General features: G+C 43.7%; 23 protein-coding genes and 4 pseudogenes. 4 read left to right on the top strand and 23 right to left on the bottom strand.

Annotated features, from left to right (window positions below; genetic code table 11):
- Window positions 1-24: 24 nt before the first annotated feature.
- From NST74_RS15115 to NST74_RS29990, 10 genes and pseudogenes are all read right to left on the bottom strand, one after another.
- Window positions 25-2,676, bottom strand: a complete 2,652-nt coding sequence (locus tag NST74_RS15115; RefSeq protein WP_341112943.1) for an endo-beta-N-acetylglucosaminidase — start codon at window positions 2,674-2,676, stop codon at window positions 25-27.
- 256 nt (window positions 2,677-2,932) lie between these two features.
- The gene (locus NST74_RS15110) at window positions 2,933-3,850 is read right to left on the bottom strand and encodes an aminoglycoside phosphotransferase family protein (RefSeq protein ID WP_341112942.1); all 918 of its coding nucleotides are present in this window, start codon (window positions 3,848-3,850) and stop codon (window positions 2,933-2,935) included.
- A gap of 21 nt (window positions 3,851-3,871) precedes the next feature.
- Window positions 3,872-4,951 carry a phosphotransferase enzyme family protein gene (locus tag NST74_RS15105; protein WP_341112941.1) on the bottom strand — a complete coding sequence of 360 codons (1,080 nt, stop codon included), beginning with the start codon at window positions 4,949-4,951 and terminating at the stop codon, window positions 3,872-3,874.
- A gap of 216 nt (window positions 4,952-5,167) precedes the next feature.
- Window positions 5,168-5,296: a hypothetical protein gene (locus NST74_RS15100; protein ID WP_341115900.1), complete on the bottom strand. Its 129-nt coding sequence runs from the start codon at window positions 5,294-5,296 to the stop codon at window positions 5,168-5,170.
- Between the two features lie 320 nt (window positions 5,297-5,616).
- Entirely contained in the window at window positions 5,617-6,096 is a 480-nt protein-coding gene (locus tag NST74_RS15095) for a DUF6530 family protein (RefSeq protein WP_042127831.1), read from the bottom strand.
- Between the two features lie 73 nt (window positions 6,097-6,169).
- Window positions 6,170-6,529 carry a GIY-YIG nuclease family protein gene (locus NST74_RS15090; RefSeq protein WP_341112939.1) on the bottom strand — a complete coding sequence of 120 codons (360 nt, stop codon included), beginning with the start codon at window positions 6,527-6,529 and terminating at the stop codon, window positions 6,170-6,172.
- A 21-nt stretch (window positions 6,530-6,550) separates the two neighbouring features.
- Window positions 6,551-7,768, bottom strand: coding sequence for an MFS transporter (locus NST74_RS15085; protein WP_341112938.1), 1,218 nt, complete (start codon window positions 7,766-7,768; stop codon window positions 6,551-6,553).
- A 303-nt stretch (window positions 7,769-8,071) separates the two neighbouring features.
- A complete protein-coding gene (locus NST74_RS15080; RefSeq protein WP_341112937.1) occupies window positions 8,072-8,593 on the bottom strand; it encodes a GNAT family N-acetyltransferase in 522 nt (173 codons plus the stop codon).
- A 158-nt stretch (window positions 8,594-8,751) separates the two neighbouring features.
- Window positions 8,752-9,042 (bottom strand): DUF3502 domain-containing protein, encoded by a 291-nt coding sequence (locus NST74_RS15075; RefSeq protein WP_341112936.1) that lies wholly within the window; start codon window positions 9,040-9,042, stop codon window positions 8,752-8,754.
- Window positions 9,043-9,118: 76 nt separating this feature from the next.
- Window positions 9,119-9,199, bottom strand: a pseudogene (locus tag NST74_RS29990) (AraC family transcriptional regulator); the annotation flags it as partial.
- 649 nt (window positions 9,200-9,848) lie between these two features.
- Here NST74_RS29990 and NST74_RS15070 point away from each other — a divergent pair.
- On the top strand, window positions 9,849-10,157 hold the full coding sequence (locus tag NST74_RS15070; RefSeq protein ID WP_341112934.1) for a helix-turn-helix domain-containing protein: 309 nt from the start codon (window positions 9,849-9,851) through the stop codon (window positions 10,155-10,157).
- 38 nt (window positions 10,158-10,195) lie between these two features.
- Here the strand turns inward: NST74_RS15070 and NST74_RS15065 are convergent, their stop codons facing one another.
- Both NST74_RS15065 and NST74_RS15060 read right to left on the bottom strand, forming a co-directional pair.
- On the bottom strand, window positions 10,196-11,299 hold the full coding sequence (locus NST74_RS15065; RefSeq protein WP_341112933.1) for a Gfo/Idh/MocA family protein: 1,104 nt from the start codon (window positions 11,297-11,299) through the stop codon (window positions 10,196-10,198).
- A 24-nt stretch (window positions 11,300-11,323) separates the two neighbouring features.
- Complete coding sequence (locus NST74_RS15060; RefSeq protein ID WP_341112932.1) at window positions 11,324-11,983, bottom strand: ThuA domain-containing protein; 660 nt, start codon at window positions 11,981-11,983, stop codon at window positions 11,324-11,326.
- A 161-nt stretch (window positions 11,984-12,144) separates the two neighbouring features.
- On the opposite strand from NST74_RS15060, the gene NST74_RS15055 reads away from it, so the two are divergent.
- Window positions 12,145-12,981, top strand: coding sequence for an AraC family transcriptional regulator (locus NST74_RS15055; RefSeq protein WP_341112929.1), 837 nt, complete (start codon window positions 12,145-12,147; stop codon window positions 12,979-12,981).
- A gap of 128 nt (window positions 12,982-13,109) precedes the next feature.
- Here NST74_RS15055 and NST74_RS15050 read toward each other — a convergent pair.
- The 3 genes and pseudogenes from NST74_RS15050 to NST74_RS15040 all read right to left on the bottom strand — a co-directional run bounded on the left by NST74_RS15050 (window position 13,110) and on the right by NST74_RS15040 (window position 14,662).
- Window positions 13,110-14,095, bottom strand: a pseudogene (locus NST74_RS15050) (aldo/keto reductase).
- Window positions 14,096-14,136: 41 nt separating this feature from the next.
- Window positions 14,137-14,436, bottom strand: a pseudogene (locus tag NST74_RS15045) (cupin domain-containing protein); the annotation flags it as partial.
- Between the two features lie 79 nt (window positions 14,437-14,515).
- Complete coding sequence (locus tag NST74_RS15040; protein WP_341112927.1) at window positions 14,516-14,662, bottom strand: hypothetical protein; 147 nt, start codon at window positions 14,660-14,662, stop codon at window positions 14,516-14,518.
- A gap of 188 nt (window positions 14,663-14,850) precedes the next feature.
- Between NST74_RS15040 and NST74_RS15035 the strand changes: the two are divergent.
- Window positions 14,851-15,416: pseudogene (locus tag NST74_RS15035) on the top strand (TetR/AcrR family transcriptional regulator).
- Window positions 15,417-15,451: 35 nt separating this feature from the next.
- Here the strand turns inward: NST74_RS15035 and NST74_RS15030 are convergent.
- Window positions 15,452-16,018, bottom strand: a complete 567-nt coding sequence (locus NST74_RS15030; protein ID WP_341112925.1) for an NADPH-dependent FMN reductase — start codon at window positions 16,016-16,018, stop codon at window positions 15,452-15,454.
- Window positions 16,019-16,037: 19 nt separating this feature from the next.
- Complete coding sequence (locus NST74_RS15025; protein WP_341112923.1) at window positions 16,038-17,093, bottom strand: LLM class flavin-dependent oxidoreductase; 1,056 nt, start codon at window positions 17,091-17,093, stop codon at window positions 16,038-16,040.
- Between the two features lie 126 nt (window positions 17,094-17,219).
- Here NST74_RS15025 and NST74_RS15020 point away from each other — a divergent pair, with 126 nt between their 5' ends.
- Entirely contained in the window at window positions 17,220-17,369 is a 150-nt protein-coding gene (locus tag NST74_RS15020; protein WP_341112922.1) for a stalk domain-containing protein, read from the top strand.
- Between the two features lie 370 nt (window positions 17,370-17,739).
- Here the strand turns inward: NST74_RS15020 and NST74_RS15015 are convergent, their stop codons facing one another.
- The 6 genes from NST74_RS15015 to NST74_RS14990 form a co-directional block, all read right to left on the bottom strand.
- A complete protein-coding gene (locus tag NST74_RS15015; RefSeq protein ID WP_341112920.1) occupies window positions 17,740-19,020 on the bottom strand; it encodes a M20 metallopeptidase family protein in 1,281 nt (426 codons plus the stop codon).
- On the bottom strand, window positions 19,017-20,354 hold the full coding sequence (locus NST74_RS15010; RefSeq protein WP_341112919.1) for an LLM class flavin-dependent oxidoreductase: 1,338 nt from the start codon (window positions 20,352-20,354) through the stop codon (window positions 19,017-19,019). Before NST74_RS15010 ends, NST74_RS15015 begins: the two co-directional genes overlap by 4 nt.
- Before the next feature lie 68 nt (window positions 20,355-20,422).
- Window positions 20,423-20,902, bottom strand: coding sequence for a DinB family protein (locus NST74_RS15005; RefSeq protein ID WP_341112918.1), 480 nt, complete (start codon window positions 20,900-20,902; stop codon window positions 20,423-20,425).
- On the bottom strand, window positions 20,902-22,077 hold the full coding sequence (solA, locus tag NST74_RS15000) for an N-methyl-L-tryptophan oxidase (RefSeq protein ID WP_341115899.1): 1,176 nt from the start codon (window positions 22,075-22,077) through the stop codon (window positions 20,902-20,904). Before solA ends, NST74_RS15005 begins: the two co-directional genes overlap by 1 nt.
- Window positions 22,074-23,255, bottom strand: coding sequence for an amidohydrolase (locus tag NST74_RS14995; RefSeq protein WP_341112916.1), 1,182 nt, complete (start codon window positions 23,253-23,255; stop codon window positions 22,074-22,076). The genes solA and NST74_RS14995 overlap by 4 nt, the downstream gene beginning before the upstream one ends.
- A 51-nt stretch (window positions 23,256-23,306) precedes the next feature.
- On the bottom strand, window positions 23,307-24,323 hold the full coding sequence (locus NST74_RS14990) for an LLM class flavin-dependent oxidoreductase (protein ID WP_341112915.1): 1,017 nt from the start codon (window positions 24,321-24,323) through the stop codon (window positions 23,307-23,309).
- Window positions 24,324-24,329 lie beyond the last annotated feature (6 nt).

The following is a 24,329-nucleotide window of genomic DNA, read 5'->3' as shown; positions in this document are numbered from 1 at the left end:
TATACTCCATCTTTTACACTGGAGCTATAACCCATGGACTTCAAACTCATAGATTCGCGCCGCCGTATCGGCTCCCTGCGTGGGTTTAAGAATTATTAATTTTACGTAGCGTGCTTTCACCAACGCGATTGCGTCTGTTGACTCAGCTTCCGAGTTTCCCTGAACGTTAACGACATCCGTCCAATTCGTTCCGTCAATACTCACCTGAATGGTATAATCGCTCGTATTAAACCCGGACCATTCTCCTCCACTCTGAGCATGCTTGATGATAAAAGTGCTAATTTGATGCTCGGCTCCGAGATCGACCTGAAGCCAATGAGGCAGATTTCCAAGTGCGCACCATTTGCTGTTATCCGTAACTTTGCCGTCAACGGCGTTCGTTGCTCCTTCCTTATCTCCGCATGCATGATCAGCCGTTGCAATTTTTCCAAGTGCTAAATTCTTCACCGCTCCAGCTTCTTTGCTTACTGTGATGAGCGCCTGTTTCGTAATGGTATCTTGCCCCGCGCTGTTAGTTGCAGTAAGTGTCACGCTATACACGCCTTCCTGATTGAACGTTACAGCAGGGTTCTTCGATGTACTCACAGCTGGGCTTCCGCTTTCGAAATTCCATGACCATCCTTCTGTTACTTCCGTCGATAAGTCAATGAAGTTTACGCTCTCACCTGGTGCCACCAGGGTCCGATCAGCCTTGAACCCAGCGATTGGCTTCGGATAATCCGGCCAACTGACCTTGACGCTGGAGGACTGACCTTGCTCGTATCTTGCGTTGATCGCAACGACCTTCAATTCTGTGACCGTTTCTTTGTCTATTCTGCTCATCTCAGGAACATAGAACACATGATTCGTTGTTGCACCCATCAGCACTTCTCTGCCATCTGGCAGTACACGATAGATTTCATATTGCTTCACCTGTTGATCAAGCGGTTTCCACTGTAATCTAGCATCTCCGTAAATTCCATTACGGAAATCGGATTGAGTGACCTTAAGCTCGCGAACTGCCGGCAGTGCTTTAATTGAATCATTAGTATTCTGGATGGAGAGCTGGCCAATTTGAATGCTATAATTACTGATCGTATCCTTGGTATCAAAGTACAGTGACAACGCAACGATACGTTTTCCTTTATATGGGGTCAAATTCAAAGTTTCGGTAGTCCAGCCTGACGAAGCTTTATCCTTCACGTTAAGGAAGACAAATTGGTCGGGATGGTCTGCGAAAGCGAGACCAACCTTTAGACTTGGCTTGTTCGGCGTTTTATACGTAATCGATAGCTTTGTACTTGCTTCAATTTTCAGGTCTGTCTTGTAGAGCTTCAAATGTGTGGCATTGTTATGGCTCAGTTCACCTGATACCTTCAGAGAGCTACCGCCGTAATATGCATCGGACCAATCAAGCCTCGGAGTAAGTGCTGTTCCTTTGCTGTTTGCGATCCAGCGCCATGTAGGCAGGATATCTTGCAAGCTTCGGTTATTCCATCCTTTATCTCGTACCTGCTGCCCTCGGACATAATATTTCTGTCCGCTTCCTGTATTGAAGTTGGTGATGAAAGGCAGCTTATTTACTGGGGAGGATTCTACCACATCATTCGCGATCCCTTTCCATGCCTGATCGCTCACGGTGTTCCCGGGGTTCCCGTTTGGCCCCACCCAGAATTTGTTCTCACGTACGAAGAAATCCTCCATACTCTCTGCACTGTTAAAAGCCCAGTCTGGGCGATAAATGCCAAGGGAAGTGACGGCAGGCTTGCCATCTGGGTACAGTAGTTTCCAGTTCACATTTGTATCGTAGCCCTTGGCTTCAACATCGATCCCTGCATACAGATCATATGGAGTTCTTCCCAAGCTTTTGGCCTTCTCTGCGGAGCTTTTAAGATCCTTCCACCAAAAGTTTAGGAATATACTGTCTGTTATTTTCTTATTATCTTCCTGTAGGAACATCGCATTCTTGTCATTTAGTGCGTTCTGCCAACTGATACTACCCTCCTTAGTCATAGAGTCGTACCATACGATTTGCATAGACTCCGACTTGTGTGATTCTAGATAACTTAGGAAAGCCTTCATTTTCTGTGCATCAGCCGGCATACCACCTTCGGTCTCCTGATTAATGAACCAGCCGTCAAATCCATAATAGTTCGCAACCTGGATCAGCTTATCTGCAGCAGGAAACGAGCCGTCACTGTTCTGTTGAAGCATTTGCTCCACCCATTCAAATTTTCCTCCATACACGGTAGGTGGGAAGAATACCGTTCCGATGATCGGTACGCCATTCCTATGAGCGGCGTCGATAGTATCCGCGCTTGGAGGTACAATGATCCCTTCGCCAGCTGATCCGCCCCAGTAAACCAGCTTGTCAACATACTGCCAATAGGAGAACGTGTTAGCCTCAAATTTGTCCGAGCCTTGTGATGGCACACCACTTGTTCCCGAGTTCAGAGCTGATAAGGCCATAACTTTCGGCGCTTTGGTCGCATGGGGATTAACACCATCTGTCACAAAACGATCTTGCAGTGGGACTGTGCTCCGGTTGAATGCGGCATCCGGATCGGATGCAGGACTCCACTGAAGCAATTGCTCTGGAAACCAGTAGGATGAATAAGGCTGTTTAGCGAAAGCTGTTGTAGATATTGCTGCGCACATCACCAATAAGAATATAAAACCTGCACCAATCTTTTTCATGCCATACTCCTCCAATCAATAGATAATATGGTTGCGCTTACATTTTAACAAGTTGGACAAAGCTGTAGATAGTGGATTAATGACAAGTCCAGGTGCACTTATTACAGATTGTAAACGTGAATCTCGAGTAAAAGCATATTCTTGGCCTCCATAAATAAAAAGAGCCCCCATTTAAACAAACGGGTGCTCTTAATCTTTTAGTATCATTAGAATTACGATTTCCAAATTTAATCAATTAGTCTCCCAGCTCTACAACCTACAAGTTTAAAAGAAACTGTCTTGTGCTCTGATAAGCGTCATTCCATCCCATTTTTGCGTAGAATCGAAGTCCATCAAGTCCCTTGAAATAATAGGCTCCCATTAGCCGCTCTTTAAAATTAGGAGTTTCTATTCCGTTCTTTTCTTGATAGTCTTGATACACCTTAATAACATCACTCCAAGGCATATGCCGATCGAGAATCGCAAGGTCTATGAGACAATCACCGTACATGCAATTCCCATCGATGATCCCGGTAATTCGTGTTCCATCGGACAAAATATTCCACTGCTGAAAATCTCCGTGTATAAAGCTTCTATTAGATTCATTATAGGGTACGTAGTCCATCAACCGACTGTATATTTCTTCGTATACATCCTTCTCCAAGCAAGACGTATGGAAGAGATCATACCAATTCTCCCAGAACGTTCCCGCTTGATCCTCAGCATTTACTGCAACAACAAAGTCTTTCCAAGATGAATAGACCCCGTTGCCATTAGCACCGATCCACCCATACCCGTAAGTTGCCCCAATATCCGCTGCTCCCATTCTTGTCAAAATGCTGATAATTTCAGGCAAGTGAAGGGTTTGCTCCTCTGCCGTGTAATCGGATAGGTTGCGTCCTTCCATTCGTTCCATGATTAAATAGGTTATCTGACTAGTTTTTCCTAATGCCAAACATTTCGGAAAAGGGATGTTCTGACTTGACAGCAGATTCGATACATAGTTTTCTGTTTCATACGCTCCTGCCAGATCGCTGAATTTAACTACATATCCTTTCCCTTCGAGGATAAAAGAAAACACGTTGCTTATATTACCACCGGAAAGAGGTGTAATCTCAACTGCACCTGGTCTAAGATGATTCTCTAATACTTTTTCAATTTCACTCATGGCCAATTTTGGCTTCGCGTAGGTCACCGTAGCTTCAACTCCTATAAATTAGAGACTAATATCTCTTTCCTCATATTCAAATGGTTCTTCACACGAGTAAATGTCATCGAAAAAACCCATAAACGGAATGTCGTCTTCCATGCATTTTATGCGATAGGATAATTCCTCATCACATGTGGGTACTACACCATTGTTCCTCATTACCTCGAATGCATCTACAATATTCTCCATGAGCGTCACTTGGATGAATAAGGGGAGCTTATCCATCATTGACTGATCTACCGCGGTCTCAGATCTGTATCCTTTTAGGACTACTTCAAAATAATCATCCATGAACTTCTTTCGTTTAACAGCATCTGGTTCGAATTGTGTCCATCCCACGCCCTGTGTCCAGAGACCTGCCAGATCAAACATATACCAACAGAAACATGAATTATCGAAATCATACACAGTGATTTGTCCAGTATCAAAATCTATCGAATAGTTCCCATCATTGTAATCAAAATGGATCAAACCGAATGACTCAAGATTCCTGTCCAATTCTTCTAAAGTTTTAAGAAGTTTTACCAATCTCTCTTTAAGGAGAGATAAGGAGTCAGGTATCAATTTATCAATATATTCGGCATTAAATCTGTCAAAAAAACTATGCCGACGATGAACAGGAGTATATCTTTTCGACAATTCATGCATTTTCCCTAGAACCTTACCACAGTTATAATAGTATTCTGTAATTGGAGCTTCTTCCCGGTACCGATAATTATTTTCTACAAGCAATTTCCCCTTAGCCTTACTAAACAGGCAGATAAAAAAAGTATGATTATTATGAATGATCTCTTCCAGCAGATTCCCCTTTAGGGAGTTGACTACATTCGAGACACTTCCGCCATGCTCAAATAAATACCTAACATACTCAACTTCACCTAAAAAATCTTCCCGGCTTCTGTCATTTAGGAAGGCGATTCTGAGTATTTTGGCGTCAGTACCTTCTTTTTCACAAGTATAAACGACATTACGCCCTCCATCATGTGCCGGAATGGGCTGAATTTCATAACCATTCAACTCGTACAACTCCGATATCAATGGTAGTAAATACACATCAGCAATTTCAACAACCTCATTATTTGTCAAAAAATCTCTCCTTTAGCCTGTAATTTTACTTTATGCGTCCAAACCCGATCAGTTAATGTACAGCTTATCAGCTTCTACTGACAATCTGGATAGTAAAAACAATTATAATTAAATTATCCTTAAACATCCCATAGAGACGTCTAATAAATAAAAGAGGAGTTAACTCATTAATATGGTTAACCCCTCTTTTATCAAGTTATATTAAATATCCAACTTCTAAATCGCTTCATTCAGATGATTTACATTTTCCGTTGTTAATTTAAGGTCGGCTCCAAATAGGTTTTCTTCTAATCTGTTTAATTTTGTAGTACCTGGAATCGGGAGAATATATGGTTTTTGAGCCAATTCCCATACAGCCAAGCCCTACTACCGATACTTCCAAGCCGCTATTTCCTAATTTACGCTTGCGCTTCTGTGCTCTTCCTTTCTCATGAAGTTTAGTCAAATTAGTTTGAGTACTATTCAAGTATGCAACAATTCTTTACTAAACAGATACCACAATAGTATTAAATCATTGCCTAATTCTCTCATTTTATCTTTTAGTAAAGTGCTCTCAATTAAACGATTTCTCATCCGATAGGTGTTCCATCAGCATATAAACTGATTACAATAAAAAAGTGACAGTCACGAAGGCTGCTTTGCCCCGATTGACTGCCACTTCCTAATTAATATCCCATATCCTTTAATATTTTGGATAACGTGCTCAGACGCTCACCGATCATTTCATCATCATCGCTCAGCGCTTGACTGAACAGTTTAATATCTTCATTAATTCGCTCATTGTCCGTACAGATTCCTACGGTCATGGCATCCCCTTGCAAGCCAATTCGATCAATTATAGGCTGCTCAGTGTCATATAAATTCTCATATCGATACGCTTCCCGAAAATGTTCCAAAGACCGACAAATCAGAATGGACAAATCAAGAACACGATGGAGAGGAAGCTCCTCCGATTGTCTGGACCATTTTTCTCCAGTATATCTCCATACCTTAGCTGATATATCGACTTTTCCTCTATCGTTCCACTGGGCCAATCCAAGAGAAAGACCTTTTGCGTCCGTATTTCCTGCCAATCGGCCGTCAACCTGCTCATAATTTTCCGATACAACAACAGGTTTATGTTTTAATGTTGTAGGTATTTTCATATTATTTTCTTCCTCCAGTTACTATTTTACTAATTTACTAAACGACGGTTTTATCTTAGCTTGGATTTACTTGTTAGTCAATTCGTGGTTTATTATAACCTCTATCTCCGTATGGCTGTAACTTCTCTAACCATGGTTTTAAGATTTTCTTCCGTTCCCAGCGCATATCTGTTACCTTATCTATTTCCTTCTGTTCCAGTACCTCATACATGAACGCATCGGCACCAAATTCTTTCCAATCCTTCTGGAGCTGGGCATTTGCAAATCTCCCTGAATCCAGCTGCATTTGCAGGGTAAGCCATTTGTTTTTCAAGTTAGGATAGCTGTCAATAAAGATTTTGCCGTTAACCTGGTTTTTGATTTGAGCAACACCCATATAAATCTTAATTTGTTTGTACTCCTCGATCAGCTCTTTGCGTTTATTCATATCCATTTCTTTCTCTCCTTATCGTAGTTATTGAATATTCATGGAATGATTATGCTCACTCTTACTTCTTTTCTTAACAACAATGGGAAGCAGAAAAAGCGCACCGATAACCACAAAAACACCACTCGTCATAAATACACCCATTAGGGAGAACGTATCCTTTAGGTAACCGGAAATGAACATGCCAACGACCATCATTCCCATAAAAATAGGCATTATCGCTCCCGAAACCCGTCCAATAAAAGCACCTTCGGTATTCCGTACAAGAAGTGTTTGAATCCCTCCTTGAATACAAGGATAAAACAAACCACTGATGACTAAAAAAATAATCGTCAGCCATATTTCCTTAGACGCACCCATTCCAACCGTACAGACGGCATTGACGAGCAAGCCTATCAACAGTAGTAGCTGTGGTCTTACTTTTTTGGCTATCGCGATTATGGCAGCTCCGCCAACTAACATGGATGCTCCATTAGCCATCACGAGCCACTGCAGAAATTGTTTATCCTTACCCAAATTTTCGATGACTAGGAAGATTTGAAGCGGCTGAGTTAGTCCAGATGCCAATCCCACAGCCGAGAAAGTTAAACTAAGTGTTCTTAAGGGTTTACTCGACCCAATATAACGTAGGCCAGCCGTTAACTCGTTAATGAACCCGCTGGCTTTTCCAGACTTCGGTTCCTCTTCATCCCGTGGAAGGGACGACAATATAAGCGAGGATCCTAGAAACATTACGGCTGTCAGAATTAGAGATACTTTAATTCCAAACTTTATAAAAATAAACGTACCGATAACGGGTCCCAAAACTGTAAAGACAGCGACAAGTGTTTGGGACATCGCCATAACCCCCTGCAGTTGTTCAGCTGGTACATGTCTCTTATACAGCTTCATGGCCGAAGGCTGAGAAAATTGAGATAAACTTGCTGACACGAAAGATCCGATGAGAAGTGCAACCCATCCGCCATTCATAACCGAAATCAGCACCACCCCCACGGACAAGCCAGATAACAAATCGCTCCATACCATGGTTCTCTTCGGTCGCCATCGGTCAGCAAAGGTCCCTCCAATCAGACCAAATATAAAGATCGGTGCAAATTCAGCAACCGATATCAAAGATACATCTACCGGATTATTATTTGTCAATTCAGAAACATAAAGAAGGACGGCATAATTCCGTATCCATATTCCGAGCTGCAACAACATACGGGAGAGAATAACTGTCCGAACATAACGATTGGAAAACATTTTAATACCCCTTATCCTTTACAGATTTTCACACCTTTTCGAAACTTCCTGACATGACAACCGGTTTATACTTTAACGTTGTGGTTATTTTCATTGCCTCACTCCAATTACTAATTTACTGATTTTATAATTTACTAATTTACTAAATCACTGCTTCAGTTTAAACAGGATATTATCGTTCGTCAAGTCGTTTTCGATATTCGATTTAAGTTTTAAGGAACGTCACTTGCCTAAATATAAAAAAAAGGAAACCCAAAGTCGTTAAAAATGACTGGTTTTCCTTCTCCATTGGAGCACTTTAATCTATTTTTCAAAAAATTCTTTAGCATATTCTACAACACCATGGACATCTGAAAGACCGCCATCTACAAGCTCAACGGCCATGAAATTATCGTCAGAAACTTCAAAGGGTGCCTCTATTCCATATTGACTAGCCTTTGTATAACCAAACTTCGGATAATACTTATCATGACCTAAAACAACAGCGCCCTTATAGCCAAGCTGTTTTGCGATTCTGTGCCCTTCAGTAATGAGCAGCTTCCCTATACCCTTGCTTTGCATTTCTGGTAATACAGCAACAGGTGCTAGCGCAATCAGAGTCTGGTCCCCCACTTTTATTTCTGTAAAAAGAATATGTCCTACGATTTCATTATCGTATTCAGCTACAAGTGACAACTCCGGAATAAACTTCGCTGATGTTCTAAGTCTATTTATTAAGTTGTGTTCATCATGGTCTGAGTAATCTGCCTTCTCAAATGCTTTTTGGACTACATGGTACACTTCGTTATTATCTTCAATTTTTTCTTGTCTAATGATTATGTCCATGAATTAACCTCCTCATAGTAATGACAAAGAAAAAAGTGAATACAGTCAATAGACTATATCCACTCCTATGCTTGAATTAGATGTCTAAAGCATACTTTAAGAGAAAGAGCATGTCAAAAAAAGCATCCACTGGGACTTTTATTTGTATACTTGTGAGATTATTTCTGGCTTGCAAGGAATTCGTTAAGCTGTTTTTGCTTCTCAGCGATGACTTTGTCGAGGCTGGCTGATTTTTGGGCAGCGATATACTTAGGCAACTCTTTGTCCAGATCGACCGACCCCGTCTCAAGCATCTTTTGATATTCTCTTAAAACGTTTGCAAGTGCCCCCACCTCTGATTTGACTGGTTCGCTGTCAAATGTGAAGCCAAGGGCCGGTGATGATTTGGCACCTTCATTGAATTTTTTTGAATTGCTTCCACTTGTCTGTTGCCTCTGAGTTCCAGACATAGTTCAGGAATTGATTCCCCAGTTCCCAAGCAACACCTGGCGCGTACTGTCCAGATTTATCAGTAGTTATCTAATTTCATGTATTTACTCTTACACTTCGATTCCTATACTGCTTTGGTGTTACACCCACATGCTTCTTGAATACTTTGATGAAATGCGCTTAATCATAAAAAAGTAAGTCGCGAACCAATCGATGAGATTATATCATTTGAAAGATCTAACAGTTTTTTTACTTATTCTATACGTTCTCTTTGAATGAAATTCATCAGAGTCAACCCTAACTCTTTCTTGAAGAGCTGTGATAAATAGTTTGGATTGAGTCTGGACACATCCGATAGCTGCTGTAATGTAATTTCTTCAAACAGATGATAGTAGATGTTATGTAATATAACACGAAGTAAAAAATAAGACCGCATGTCAGAACCAAGGTTCAACATACGGTCTTATGCAGCCACACATAAGCAGACTTGCTCGTATTATCAAAATGCCTTTTAAGATTTCCTGGTAAGAGTACCGATTCTTTAGGTGATTTATTATTAACATTATTAAATATCAATTCCAAACGCGTTTTTATATCTCATAAATAAATGTTCCGCAGGTTACAATATGTGATTCACCATTTGCTAGTTACAGTTCCATATATGCTGACATATTTCGCAATGGCATAAATTAAAGTACCTCCGGGTACAAGTTGAATAATAAAGGAATTTTCTCCAGATATACGTATGCCTCCAACTGTATCGAATAACCATTCACACACTGAACCCGGGGAGTAATGATTACGGCTTGCTTCTCCATTCACCGACGTGGCCAAACATGTGGGCTATAGTCGACCCTATCTATCACGAAAAGTTAAAAAGAAACTGGGCTTTGATTTAAGTGTTTTTATTAAACAGTGCAAGCTAGAAGAAGACAAAGATCAGCTGGCATTCTCCGACAAAAGGATTAGTGAAATAAGCACATACCTATGTTTCTCCAGTCAAAGTCATTTCCAGAAATCGTTTAAAGATAAATATGGGATTACACCGCTAATGTACCGGAAATCAGAGCTTCATCAGACCAAAAAGAGTAGAAGACAGATCGATCCGTCTTCTACTCTTTTGAATGCTGATTAACTGCAGCGTTACATTTAGTATTTTATTTCAGGTATAGGCTATCCTAAATATCCTTTAACTAAGCCAAGCGGCAATGGTTTGGGTTGCTCGCAGCTGGTGACCAGCTCCGCATACCGTTTAGAATCAGAACTTGTATGGAACGCATGCATAATCTCAAGTACGTGATTGGCGAGTTCTCCGTTTGCACGCGGCGTTTCCCCTGTGTCGATGCAACGGGCCATGTCAGCTACGCCAATGCCTCTACTATTATCTGCATAGTTATAGATAAGCGGAATCTCATGGAATTCCGGGCTGTGTGCCGGACGTAGAAGGATCGGCCCTCCAAAGTTATTAGGGTCCGGTACGATCAAAGTTCCTTGCGATCCGTAGATCTCGATTCTCGGCAATGTGCTATGCCAAGTATCGAAGCTGGTGATCATCGTTGCCACAGCACCACTGTCAAACTCAATTGTTCCGGCAACATGTGTAGGCACCTCTACATCAATGACTTTACCAAACTTCTTTTCGCTAGTAATGGTTCTTTGGGCAAAGGAAGTTTTAGTGATGCCGCATACTGTTTTTGCTGGGCCCAGCAAAGACACTAGGGCAGTTAGATAGTAGGGTCCCATGTCAAACATCGGTCCGCCACCGGCTTTATAATAAAATTCCGGATCTGGATGCCAGCTTTCATGTCCATGACAGAGCATAAAGGCTGTTGCTGCCACCGGTTGTCCGATATAGCCGTCCGCAATCAGCTTACTGCAGGTTTGCAGTCCGCCTCCGAGGAAAGTGTCTGGCGCGCAGCCGAGGAACAGATTCTTTTCCTTCGCCAGGTGAACTAGCTCTGCGCCATTTTCTAGGGAAAGGGATAATGGCTTTTCCACATACACATGCTTACCGGCTAACAAGGCTTGTTTACACACATCAAAATGAAAATTAGGCGTTGTCAGATTAACAACAATTTCAACCTCTTCCGAAGCAAGTAATTGCTCTGTCGTCCACACATGAGGAACTCCATATTTCTGCGCTGCCTGCTCTGCTCTTTCTTTATCCAAGTCGGAACAAGCATACACCTCAGTATTAACAAAGGTACCGTTCAAATTTTCAAAATAAATGCTGCTGATGTTTCCGCAGCCAACTATACCTACCTTCACTTTGCGCAAGATCATTCCCACCTTATCTCAGTTTTAGTTAGCCGCCCATAAAAAACCTTTTCGCATCAGTTCCTTGGCTTCCGGAATATCGAAAACATCGGCATGATGTCCAAGTGAATTATAGAAAACCTTGCCTGTTCCCCATTTTTTTGTGTATACAACGGGCATTGTGATGACACCATTCGCTGAATGCTCACCCTCACTCATTACAAACGTAGTTGTTGCTATAACATTTACCGCTGGATCCACATGTAAATAATATTGCTCCGATTTCACCTTAAAGTCTTGGATGCCCTCCACAATGGCGCTTGAGCCAGAGTGTACTATATTGACTTCGTACTCTACCCCATCGTTAAATGGATGCGCCACCCACTGAGATCCGGTCAAAAATTGCCAATCTGTATTGTTACGGAAGGAGTCGCACATCCCTCCATGACAACCGGCAATTCCTACGCCAGAAGCTACAGCCTTAAGAACGGAAGATACCTGATCATTGCTGATTTCTCCCATGGTCCACACCGGTACAATAAGACTTAATTCGGCAAGCTTCTCTGTATTGTTGAAGCTATCTAGTGTATCAGACACTTCGACCTCAAAACCCTCAGCTTCAAGTATGCCAGCGAATATCGCGGCTACTTCATTAGGTTCATGCCCATCCCATCCACCTTTTACAATCAATGCCTTATTCGTCATGCTGCAATCTCCTTTTTATATGAAAACTAGCTTACTTCCATCTGATGAAATTGTAATCCAGATTGGAGATATCTGCTCGCCATTTCACTTGTGTGAATGGTCATTTTTTGCTAAGTTTTAAAGGAGAACATTCAATTCAAATCGCATGAACAGGAGATCCTATGAAAGCTTTTCACGAAAATAGAACCTATCATTCGAATTTTCCTTTCACAGTAATAGTGTCTGATGATATAGATTTCCTAGCCCACTGGCATAATGATCTTGAATTAGTCTATGTATTCGAGGGCTCCATTCGGATGGGAATCAATTCGGAAACGCGGATCTTGGAAGCTGGTGACATGGCTATATGTAGCAGCGGAGACATTCATTACTATGACAGCAAGGACGGCAGTTCTAAGATAATGATGATTATTTTTAATCCTTCTTTAATCGGTTTTCCTGGAGGGTGGCCTCTGAATGTGAGACTGACCTCTCCTTTTATTGATAAGTGCTTAGTCATTAGAGAAGATGAAGTAGCTATCAACAACCGACTTTCTGCCATTATGAAGGAGCTTATGCGCGAATATAATCAGAAGCTTGAATATCATGAACAGTTAATCATTGGCTTGTTGCACGAATGGAGTGGACTCATTTTACGGCATGTCCCTTTGGATAAAATAAATCCACAGAAAGACAAAAGGCGTATTACTAACATGAAGATTATGCAGGAGGTTCTTGAATATCTCGACGTCAACTATATGCATTCCATCACACTTGCTGACGCTGCACGCCAAGCCAATATGAGCCTCTTTTATTTCTCACGCTTCTTTAAGAGCATTTCAGGTATGAGCTATATTGCGTACCTCAGCAACATCCGGGTTAATCAGGCAGAACAACTGCTGCTGACCACAGACAAATCCATTCTGGAGATCGCGCTGGAATGTGGTTTCACTAATATCCGTACCTTCAACAGAGTATTTAAACAAATTAAACAGCGGACTCCAAGTGAATTACGTTAAATCATTTATTGCGTAAAAAAAGCCTATGATCCTTTGGTTCTGATCACAGGCTTAATTAAATTCGTTTACCTAAAGGTGTTATCCGTTGATGGTTAAGTACATATAGTACGGCTTATAGGTATCAGTAACTACTGGGCTCCTACGATGGGATGCGGAACATACAGTTCTTCTAGGAACAATATCTCTCTCTTCAGGAGATAATTTCACCGATAGCGCATCTACTGAATCTACGAGCTGAGCGATTTTCGTTGCACCGATAATAGGCGCAGCTACAGAAGCTTTTTGCAGCATCTATGCAAGTGCGATATGTGTACGCGGAACACCGCGTTTCTCTGCCAATGAAGCTACTCGCTCAACAATTGATCGATCTACATCAGCGGTTGAATCATACTTGGATTTTTGAATGAGATCGGTTTCGGATCTACGCGTTACTTCCGACCAATCTCGAATCAATCTTCCTGATGCTAGAGGACTGTAAGGAGTTACCGCAATTTTTTGATCCTGACAGAGCGGCATCATTTCTCTTTCCTCTTCGCGGTAGATGAGATTAAGGTGATTTTGCATGGATACAAAACGAGTCTAGCCATTCTTCTCGGCCACATGTAATGCTTTTTGAAATTGCCAAGCATACATGGCAGAGGCACCGATATATCTGGCTTTTCCAGACTTCACCACATCATGCAAGGCTTCCATGGTTTCTTCAATGGGTGTGTTGTAATCCCAGCGGTGTATGATATAGAGATCCACATAATCGGTTCCAAGTCTCTTCAAACTGTTATCTATTTCGCTCATAATAGCTTTTCGGGAAAGCCCACCACCATTTGGACCTGGACGCATCTGACCCCAGACCTTCGTGGCAAGAACAATTTCCTCCCGATTCGCATAGTCCTTAAGCGCACGTCCGATAATTTCTTCACTAGAACCACTTGCATAAATATTAGCTGTATCAAAAAAAGTTGATGCCGAGCTCTAGCGCTCTTTTTATGATAGGACGGCTGTTCTCCTCATCAAGCACCCATTGATGCCCTCCAGGCAACACCTCTCCAAAGCTCATACAACCAAGGCAAATCCGTGAGATGTCCATTCCCGTATTTCCAAATTTAATATATTCCACAGAGCATGCCTCCATTTCTAAGTTTTTATAAGATTCAATTTCTAAAGTGCCTCAAACCATTCCGTTTCCCCTGGCGTCATGGCCAAATGCACGAACCAGCTATCCTTTGTCGCACCGTGCCAATGTCTTACATTAGGTGGAATGTTGACCACATCACCTGTTTTGAGCAATTGGGCAGGCTTCCCTTCTTCCTGATACCACCCATTTCCTCCGGTGACTAACAGAACTTGGCCAACCAGATGCGCATGCCAGTTATTTCGGGCGCCTGGAGCAAAAGTTACATTACCAATCGCGGTATTAAGCGGCACTGGATCTGTAAACACCATTTGCAAATAAGCGTCTCATCTCATAACCAAAACCACTACTGACACCTGTAATTAGCCATGTACGATTGTTCATAATCATTCCCTCCTAAACTTCTTATTCCGATTTAGCTGCTGCTTCATTCACACACCGCAGAGCATTAAGACTACGCGGATAACCTATGAAAGGGATGCATTGAGATATAATTTTGTAGCCTGGAAACATTCTTTCATTATACGTCTTTGCTGCATCTGTTAATCCCATTATCTAACCCTCCTATTAAACACTTTTCTCATCAAAATAAACGATTACTAGATAAACATATTGATATCACTTCTTAGATTTAAGTGAATAAATTCAAACAGATATCCCCTTTGATGAGTTTGTTATAGTATGTTATATAAAGAATTCTTACTCTATTTTTGATGAATAAAGAAAGTTCGGTGAGCAAATTGCCTAAAGTTGATCGAAGAATCCTTAAAAACACAGGAAGCCTTGAAGACAGCTGTAATTGACCTAATGTCCATAAAAAAATTTGACGATATAACCCTACAGGAACTCTCAGATAAAGCAAACGTGAGTCGTGGTACCATTTACCTTCACTACATGGATAAATATGATCTACTTAATAAACTTATCGAGAACCATATCAATGAACTTCGTGAGAAATGTGAAGCAGCATCTGATTTGGATTTTGTAACGGGATCTGTAATTTTGGATGGAATATTTTGAGAGTAACTATGCATTTTTCTCCATGATGTTGGCTAGTAAAGGAGCACCTTTCTTCCGGAGTCGCTTTCTAGAATTTCTAATCGAAGAGTTTAAAGACGAAGTGGATATCACAAAAGGTAAAAACGAAGGCTTAAATAAAGAGCTAGTCGTACAATTTCTAGCTTCTTCTTATGTGGGTGTCGTTGAATGGTGGTTTAAGAATGAAAGACCTGTAACTTATCTAGAATTAGCAGCGCAACTGGGAGCCTTGTTGGAAAGAAATTGTACAAATAACCCCTCATCCTAATGGATGAAGGGTGAACTTGAAAAAAAGTATCTTCCTTAGAAACCATATTTAGCTTCTTCAGCCTCTCGAATTTTGGCATAAGTCTCAGAGAGTACATAGGTATCTTCCACTAAGCGATCTATACGGAATAACGCATCATCATTTACTATTTCTTTTCGATAAAAATCCTTCTCTTCTATAAATACATACGTTTGAACAATTTGCGCTTTCATATAGGCCAATATCGGTTTCAATTGCTGCTCTGCTACCAGATAGTGACGTGCAGAACCTGCCGTGATGAGCATACTTACAACCTTGTGTTGAAATGCTTTTTCGGGTGCTAAATCGAATATATTCTTTAGTGTTGCTGGGATGGAAGCTTGAAATATAGGCGTTCCGATTACGATAACATCTGCTTCCATGATTGTTTGAATTACGTACTTGGTGTCCCCTTCGTATTCCAGATAATTGCGACCATCACTGAACTGAACATCATACTCCGCCAGATCTAGAAGCGTAACTTCTGCATCTTGGTATTTTTCATGAAACGAATTTACTGTGTAATTCATAGCGATTCTGGTTTTCGAGCCTATCTTTGACCCTGATAATGCTACAATTTTCATATTTCTGACCTCCTGGAGTTTATTTTTTTGCCGTATATTTTTTAATAGCTGGTAGAATTTCAGAACCGATTAAATCTATGTTTTTCATTAAGTTTTCAAAAGGCACGCCACCAAAATCCATTTGTGCGATATATCGTTGATGGCCGAAAAGTTCATGTTGATATAGAATTTTTTCAATGATTTCCTGTGGGCTGCCAATATTCATAACATCACGGGGATCGGCTCCTTGAGCAAACGCCTGTTTAGGAAAACCACGTCCATTGGTTAGTTTCATTCCTTCGTTTATATATGGATAATAGGCTCTTTGTGCCTTTTGTGTAGTTTCATCCGCGTAAAAGAATCCAGCAGTCGCTACAGGCAGCTTCGACGGATCGAATCCGTTCTGGCTCGCAGCTTCACGATAAGCATCGATGGATCTTTTAAACAAGACTGCGGGACCCCCTAAATGGGCCAAAAACATAGGTACACCTGCAATGCCTGCTTTGATCGCACTGGCAGAAGTTCCCCCTACAGCTCTCCATATCGGTAAGTTTCCCTCAGGACGGGGGAGGATTCTTGCATTTTTGAGAGGGTTACGAAATTCTCCCTTCCAATTCATAACTTCGTTTTCATTTATCTTTAATAACAAGTCGAATTTTTCTTCAAATAATTCCTCATAATTATTAAGATCATAGCCCAATAATTCATATAACCCCACTCTAGAGGCACGGCCAGCTATTATTTCAGCTCGACCATTTGAAATCAAATCAATTGTAGCGAAATCTTCGTACACCCTAACCGGATCAGAGGTGCTTATAATCGTAGATGAGCTACCTAGTTTCATTTTCTTAGTAGCCTGTGCAATTGCTGACAGCACAACGGTATGCGCCTGAGTAGCAAAATACTCTTGATGACTCTCTCCTACACTAAAAAAATCAATTCCTGCTTGCTCCGCTAATTGAGCCAAGTCAATAATTTCACGTATGCGTTGTTTGGCAGATATTCGGCTCCCAGTTTCAGGGTTCGCTAGATGATCACCTAATGTATAAAGTCCAAACTCTAAGCCGTTGTCTGCATTGATCCGATATTGTTCCATGATTATCCTCTTTTCTTTAAGAAGTTAGAATTCATTTATGATTTGTCCATTAAATATAATTAAGTAAGTCACTATATTAAGTATAGTTAAGTGTTTGCATAATGTCAAACTAATGATCCTGTTCCATTGCGCGCTTTTGCCGAACGAATCGGGATCTCCGTTGATTGGGATGTAGCAACTAGAACAGTGATCATTACCACGGATCATGACTTTCGTGCTGAACTCGAATCTCCTGATGAGGCTGTACTCTACATATCGAAGAGGAAGATGGCGTAGAATCGCTTACGTTGAAATACGTCGATCGTTTAAAAAACGGGAGTTTAGACTGGAATATGGATTTAGGCATGGGGGATGATGAAGACGACGTCCAAGTGAAGAGGAGCGGACAACTCGTTAGTGTCGGTATGTTCGGTCAAGGTCTTTAGAAGCAATTCAGTCATTTTGAGGTAAGTTACAAAGTTCATGAAAAGAAAGTAACTCACACCTATGATATCACGGGTAAACAAGGCATGTTTTTTGACATTCCTGAGGAAGTAACAAGCGGGGAGATAACTTTCTTTGGGAAAAACGGTTACACATTCGAAACGTATTTCTGGTGAGTTGACAAGCTTAAACAAATGTAAAAGGTACCCTAGTTGGGTACCTTTTACGTTTTTTCACTGCTGACCGAGCCATTATGCTGTATTGCGAGTCTAACCAGTATACTCGTACCATGACCTAGCATCGCTTCATCGATATTAAACTGTGGCTGATGGATAGCATGGAGAATTCCCTTCTCCTTATTGCCGCAACCAATAAAGGCGAAGGCACCAGTAACTTTTTCAAGATACCAACCAAAATCCTCACCAGCCAGACTTGGCTGCTCCAGAAGTATTACCTGATCCTCTCCTAGAACTGCACGGGCTGCATGAAGCACCTGCTGCACCGCTTCCGCATTGTTCACTACTGCAATTCCCTCACGCAGCTCCAGCTTGTATTTTCCTCCGTAAGACTCAGCTATGGCTGAAGCATGGCGTTGTAAACCATTTGTAATTGCAGCTACCGTCGTCTTGGTAAATGCTCTGAACGTTCCTGTAAGTACACTATGTTCAGCGATCACATTAACAGCAGTACCAGCCTGCAACGTTCCGAAGGCCAACACCGCCGCCTCCTGCGGATCGATTCGATTAGCCATCATTCCGTTAATCTCTCCTATATATCGTGCCGCCATCTGGATCGCATCTACAGCTCTGTGCGGAGCACTATGATGACCGGATGTCCCCTGAAATTCCACCTTAAAGTGACTGGATGCTGCCATGGCATCATGAGGGTGAATGCCAAGCGTTCCGACTGGAAGCTCTGGCATGACGTGTAGCGCGTAGGCATAGTCGACACCTTCCAGCAAGTTATCCTCAATGAGATCGCGGCCGCCCGAGAGTAATCTTCCATCAAGCGGACTCTTGACAGCGCCTTCCTCAGCTGGTTGAAAGACGAAAATGATCGTGCCAATCAATCGTTCGCGGAAGGCTGCCAGGGTTCGGGCAGCCCCCAACAGCATAGCGGTATGGGCATCATGGCCACAGGCGTGCATAATGCCGTCATTGACTGACTTGTAAGGCAACTCATTGCACTCTTGTATCGGCAGGGCATCCATATCTGCCCTTAGAAGAAGAGTGGGCCCACTATTACCATTGTCTGCTAAGCCTTGCAGGAGGCCGACCACTCCCATTCCGAAATGTTTGCCGACATTTCTCCGTACTGTGATCCCCCACTCCTCCAACAATTCTGCTACTTTATTAGAAGTGCGGACGACATCATACAGTAGCTCCGGATGGGCATGCAAATCACGACGGTATTCAATCATTTCATCCTGCAGCTGGCCGGCGTAATGCATCATCTCCGCAATATTCGAGTTTTGGTGGATTGCGAATACTGGATCAACCGTCAAATTTGCCCTGCTGGCTGAGAAGCTTTGGAATAGCGGTTCTCCGGCAACGGAATGCCGAGATTTCCACGTAGCGTGTCACTTTCATATTCAGTGCGGAACAAACCCCGCTCCTGCAGAATCGGAACTACCCGATCGATGAATTCCTCCAGTCCGTTAGGGACGGCAGCCGCGATCATAAATCCATCTGCCCCACCACTCTCAAACCAAGCTTGAATCTGATCAGCTACTTGCTCCGGTGTGCCAATGAAGCTGCTGCGTGGGGTAGCCGATTGCAAGGCGACCTGTCGAAGCGTCAAGCCTCTCTCCTTCGCATCCTTTTTGATTTTATCCGTGCCGCTTTGGAAGCTATTGCGCCCCAACTCGCCAAGCTCAGGGAATGGCTCATCCAGCGGATATTGCGAGAAATCATGATGCTCGAAGAATCTGCCTAAGTAGTTCAGTGCATTCTCAATCGTTACAAGGCCAGCAACCTCCTGGTATTTGCGCTCTGCCTCCTCCGGTGTGTCACCGATGATTGGAACGATTCCAGGGAAGATCAGCACCTCATCCGGATTCCGATCAAACGAAGCTACCCGTGTCTTGACATCGTTATAGAATGCTTGGGCATCTTCTAGCGTTTCGTGTCCAGTGAAGATAGCATCTGCTTCCTTGGAGGCGTAATTCTTACCGACTTCCGAGGATCCTGCCTGAAATACGACAGGCTGCCCCTGTTTCGAACGAGCAATATTCAGCGGTCCCTTCACAGAGAAAAACTCTCCTTGATGGTCCAGGGTATGCATTTTTTGCGGATCAAAGAATACACCTGATTCCTTGTCTCGTACAAACGCATCATCTTCCCAAGAATCCCATAGTCCGCGTGTCACCTGCAAATATTCGGTGGCAATACGGTAGCGTTTTCCATGGTCAGGATGCTCTTTTTTGCTGTAATTCGAGGCAGAGCCTTCCAGCGGTGAAGTCACCACATTCCAGCCGGCCCGGCCGCCGCTGATTACATCCAGTGAGCCGAATTGACGTGCTACGGTAAATGGTTCACTGTACGAGGTAGACAAGGTACCGACTAAACCGATGTTAGTGCTGACGGCTGCGAGTGCGCTAAGAATGGTCAACGGCTCAAACCGGTTAAGGAAATGAGGAATGGACTTTTCATTAATGTACAGACCGTCTGCGATGAAGATCAGATCCAACTTGCCTTCTTCTGCCTTCTGTACCCACTCTTTGTATAATTCAAAGTTTACACTGGCATCCGGTTTGGCATCTGGATGGCGCCACATCGACGTGCTGCCTCCTACCCCATGCAGCAGTGCACCCAGCTTCAGTTGTCTTGGTTTGGTCATGTTCATTCCTCCTAAAAGTTTTGTTTTAAATACAGACTATAGAACTGAATGTAAGGACTTCACTAAGCTCATTGCACAAACGATGCATTAGCTGCGCCCTGTTTGATTCGCTCGATCTGGCCAAGATGTCTCTCCACATGTGCAGTGAAGCCGTGCACGATATCGGAAATTTTCACGGTCTCCCCCTTGAAATTAATTCCGCTTTTCTCCCAATCTTCTTCGCTAAGGCGTTCAAACAAAAGGCTGTTATAGTAAAGCAGACTGCGGAACAGCTCCAGATTGTCGGAAGCATTTCCGCTGTTGGCGTACTGACCGCTAACCCAAGCATCCTGATTGAAGACGGGAAGCTGTGCAGTCGTAGCAGCGAGAATATCACGAATGCGGAACGAAACTACGATGCTGTGATCAGCCAGATGAGTCAGCACCTCAGTCACACTCCAACTGGCGGGTGCCGCCTTCCATTTCAGTTGCTCCTCCGTTAACCCGGCGGTCGACTTTACTAATTGATGGTACGTTCTTAAAAAATCACTGATTTGAACGCTGCTCATTAAATCCCCTCCAATATACGATCTGTTTGAGAATGATCCGGTGGTGCAAAACGAGATAACGAAAAAGGCTTGATATTATGACCGGTGACTCCACTGATCGCCAAATCGGCCAGTATTTCACCTACAACACTAGAAAATTTAAAACCATGCCCCGAAAACCCTCCAGCTATCAGCACATTGGAGTGGAGCGGATGGCGGTCTACAACGAAATCTTCATCAGGCGTATGTTCATATTTGCATACAGAACCTTTTAGCAATCGGCCAGCTGCACCCGGCATATATGACTCTAGTACCTTGCGGAGGTCACCCTCATCGCTGGCTTCAATGCCAAACGGGGCAAGCTGTGTACCCGGCTTCCATTCCAGCCCTGTATCGTGCCGGCCGATCTTCAGACCAGCTCCATCAATACTGGGAAATCCGTAATAGCCACCTTCCTCTGCTCCTAACGTAAAGCCAGGAAAATTACCCGCAGCAAAAGCAGGGGAGCTCTCAAACCAGCCCACAACTTTGCGGATTGCTTTAATCGGCAAATGTACAAAAGGTGCCAACGCACCAAACCAAGCTCCGGTACTAAGGATAGCTGCCGCTCCGTGATAATCGCAATTTGTCGTATGAACCGTAATGCTACCTTCGCGAGCGGTAATATTCACTACTGGAGTGTTCGTCAACAGTTCCGCACCATGTCCAAGGGCAAGCTGGCGGTAGGCGGAAATACAGCGTTCGCTGTACAAATACCCGGCATCTGGTTCATACATTGCTGCGAATGATTCCGGTATGTTCAGTACCGGCCAGCGCCGCCGGATCTCTTCGGCATCCAGATGCTGGACCTGCACCTTCCGTTTCTTCGCTTCTTCGAGACGACCGTTGAAGGAATATACTGTGCTATCCGCGAGATTCAACACGCCTGAGCGGACAAGCAGTTCTGTTCCGCTCAACTGTTCCGCTTCTTTCCATAGTGTATCTGCCCGCAAAGCTAAATCAATGTATGCGGGTTCACCGCTGTAAGCATGTCGGATCAGCCGGGATTCCCCATGATGGCTACCCTGTGTATGAGGTGGATCAAAGGCATCAACTAGTAGTGTCTTCACTCCGCGCCTCGCAAGATTGTAACCAGCGCTCATGCCCATCGAGCCTGCGCCTACGATAATTACATCGTAGCTTTTATGTTCAGCTATAATTCTGCACCTCCACTGGAATTGTAGTTCTCAAGGGAACGTACAGCCGTATCCGCAAGGAATCGTGCTGCCAAAGGGAGTGCCTGTTCATCCAGATTGAAGGCTGGATGATGCCATTCTTGGCTTCCTTCAGTACCAATAAAGACGAACAATCCCGGTACCACGCGCTGATAGAAAGCAAAATCCTCTCCAGCCAGTGAAAGCTCTGGTTTGACCGCTCGATAGCCAAGAGCTTCAGCGGACTCTACTCCTAAAGCCGCTAAGGTAGTGTCGTTGATAATCGGAGGCGGCCCTTCTATCCAACGGACAGTGGCTTTTGCTCCAAGAGCAGCTGCCACACCAGTCGCCACTTCCCGAAAGCGGTCAAGTACTTTGCTGCGCACTGTTTCATCAAATGTACGGATTGTACCCTCAAGCACGGCTTTTTCGGGGATGATATTCCATGAATTTCCGCTGTGAATCTGCGTCACACTGACCACCGCACTTTGTAGGGGACTGACATTGCGACTTACAATGGATTGAAATGCAGTCACGATATGCGAAGCAGCTACAATCGGGTCTATCCCAGCTTCTGGAACGGCAGCATGAGAACTGCCACCCTGCACTTCAATCACAAACCCGTCAGCCGCTGCCATTAAAGGGCCCGCCGTAATACCGATCGTTCCGACTGGCAGTTCCGGCTTGTTATGCAGCCCGATTACTGCCCGGACTTCTTTTAGCGCCCCGCTAGCAATGATCCGCTGTGCCCCTTGCGCCTTCTCCTCGGCCGGTTGAAACAACAGGCGTACCGTCCCTTGCAATTGATGTTCTTGCTGCTTCAATTGATAGGCAGCACCGATCAAAGCTGCGGTATGGAAATCATGTCCGCAGGCATGCATTTTGCCGGGATACAACGAAGCATAAGCTGCTCCAGTTTCCTCCTGGATTGGCAAGGCATCGATATCTGCACGCAGCGCGATGACCGGACCGGGCTGCTTGCCCCCAATTTCTGCGATCACTCCGGTAGACAGACCGTAATCTACGACCCTGACTCCTGCCCGCCCCAGCAGGGTAATAATATATTTTGTTGTCTCATATTCTTCGTTGGACAGTTCCGGGTGCCGATGCAGATGACGGCGTATCCCGATTAATTCTTCTCCAAGCGCTTCCGCACTCAGCTCTATTGCTTTGCTTGTCATATACAGTCTCCCTCCTTTACACGATCTTTTGTGTGCCCCTGATCCGGCCGCTTATGCTTCTGCCGCCACTTCAGCGATAGCTTCGCTCAGCAGTTCAAAGGAACGGAGTCGTTTGTCAAACGGCTGTACATTCGTCGTTATGATAAACTCCTCGACACCGAATGCTTTCGAAAGTCCCAACAACTGTTCACGCACAGATGCCTTTGTTCCTTTAGTAATCTCTGGTTCCAGCTCTTCAATTGTGTAGGCTTCATTACTCTGCCGGGCAAATTCTTCCGCCTGTTCCTGAGTCCCAACAGTTAGCTTCTTTCCGCTTGCCAGCTGAATCCGAATCAACTTATGCGCGCCTGCCAGTTCTTTCGCTTCCTCTTCAGTATCAGCCACCACTAGTGCTAAAGCGATAATTGCTTGCGGTTGTCTGCCCTGTGAAGAAACAAAACCGCTGCGGTAAGCACGAATAGCATCTAGCGCTACTGTCTTATCGCTATTAATAAATAAGGAGAATACATAAGGTAATCCAAGTTCAGCAGCAATCTCTGCACTGCCTACACTTGCGCCAAGTACATATAGCTCAGGCGGAGTACCAGGAAGGGGACCTGCCTTCAACCCTGCCAGCGGATGGTTTTCTTCAAGCCGGTTATGTACATACTTCTCCAGCTCGATGATTTTGTCCGTTAGGCTAGGGGATTCAGCCCTTCCTTGCTGAAGTGCCTGAGTGCTGCGCGGGAGACCGCCGGGAGCACGTCCCACACCAAGATCCACTCGGCCAGGAGCCAGCGTAGCTAGTACATTAAAGTTCTCCGCCACTTTATACGGGCTGTAATGCTGGAGCATAATGCCACCTGATCCAATGCGAATGCGCTCTGTTTTGGCCAGCAGATGTGAGATGAGTACTTCAGGGGACGAACCAGCTACCTGCTCGGAGTCATGGTGCTCGGAAACCCAGAATCGTTGGAATCCAAGCTCCTCGGACAGTTGTGCCAGCTTAATGGTATGCTGGAATGCTTCCTCCGGCGTTTCTCCCGGATAGATCGGACTTTGATCGAGTACGCTGATTGTAATAGCCATTGTTTT

This window comes from Paenibacillus sp. FSL F4-0125 (genome assembly GCF_038008565.1).
In the GTDB taxonomy this organism is placed as follows: domain Bacteria; phylum Bacillota; class Bacilli; order Paenibacillales; family Paenibacillaceae; genus Paenibacillus_AQ.
The sequence above is the reverse complement of the archived record's forward strand: the minus strand, read 5'-3'. Positions and strand labels throughout refer to the sequence as shown.